We start from the raw sequence: 1,328 nt of genomic DNA, 5'->3' as shown, positions 1-1,328 counted from the left end.
AGGCCTGCAGCCGCTGGTCCAGCGCCGGTCCGGGTTCGTCTGGCGAGCGCAGCGCACCGACCCGGTCCCGCCCTTCGACCAGCACCTGCTCGGCCAGGTCCAGCGCCCGTGTCAGGCCCGCGCGCTCACGGGTGTCTTCGGGCAAACGATCGGCCGCGGACTGGAAGCGCAGCAGCAGGCCCTGCACGCTTTGCAGCAGCGTGTCGTGCAGCTCGCGGGCAATGCGCTCGCGCTCCAGCAAGCGAGCCTGGTGGCGCTCGTTCAGGCGCCGCGTGAGGCTGCGCATGCGCAGCCGGAAAGCCCAGGCCAGCAGGCCCAGCACCACCGGCACGCACATCAGCGGAAACCACCAGGTCTGGTAGAAGGCCGGCAGGATGCGCATCGACAGCGCCGCCCCCTGCGGGCTCCACACGCCGTCTTCATTGGCCGCCAGCACCTCGAAGCGGTAGCGGCCAGGGCCGAGGTTGGTGTAGTAGGCCGCGCGGCGCGTGCCGCCGTCCTGCCAGTCGCTGTCCACGCCTTGCAGCCGATAGCGAAAGCGCACCCGCTCCGGCATCGACAGACTCAGGCCCGCGTAGTGAATCTCCAGGCTGCGCGTGCCCACCGCCAGCTGCAGGCCGTCCTGCAGCGGCTGCGGCTGGCCGTCGGCCACCAGTGCCTGCAAACGGACCGGCGGCGGCAGCGGATTGCGTGCAATGCGCCTGGGGTCCAGCCAGACCACGCTGTTGGTGGTCGCGAACCACAAGCGCCCGTCGCTGCCTTTCACCGCCGAGGGAATCGGCCGCAGCTGCGAGGGCGCACCGTCCAGCCCGTCGTGGTAGTCGAAGCGCTCGAAGGTGACCGCATGCGCCGGCTGCTGCAGCGCCGCGGCCAGCTCGGCCGGCGCAATGTGCAGGATGCCGGACGCGCTGTTCAACCACAGGCCACCATCGCCACCCAGCACCAGGCCGGAGACCCCCATCAGCGCCTCGCCAGCCAGCTGCAGCGCGTGGAAGCGCTGGCCGTCGAACCAGGCCACGCCCTGCTCGCCGGCAATCCACAGGCGCTCGCTGCTGCCGTCCAGCGCCAGCGGCGAGCCCAGGCTCAGCCCGTCGGCCTCGGTGAAATGCCGCGCCTCGCGCGGCTCGCCGGGCGACAGCCGGACCAGGTGGTTGGCATTGAAGGCCAGCCATTGCGCGCCCTGGCGGTCCAGCCCGCTGGCCAGCGGGTAGACAAAGTCGACACCAGCCGGCAACGGCTGGCGCGTCCAGCGTTCCGCACCAGCGGAGGCCTTGGCGTCGTTGCCACTCTCGCGGCGGAACATGCCCTCGCGCATCACGGAGAGCCAC

Annotated in this window: 1 protein-coding gene; it reads right to left on the bottom strand. The window is 71.5% G+C overall.

Annotated features, from left to right (window positions below; translation table 11 throughout):
- On the bottom strand, positions 1–1,328 hold a 1,328-nt coding region (locus FKP22_RS30600), incomplete at both ends, for a sensor histidine kinase (RefSeq protein ID WP_233447031.1).

The organism is Ideonella azotifigens (assembly GCF_006519715.1).
Taxonomy (GTDB): domain Bacteria; phylum Pseudomonadota; class Gammaproteobacteria; order Burkholderiales; family Burkholderiaceae_C; genus Ideonella; species Ideonella azotifigens.
Note: the sequence above shows the minus strand (reverse complement) of the source record. Positions and strands in the feature narration are given on the sequence as shown.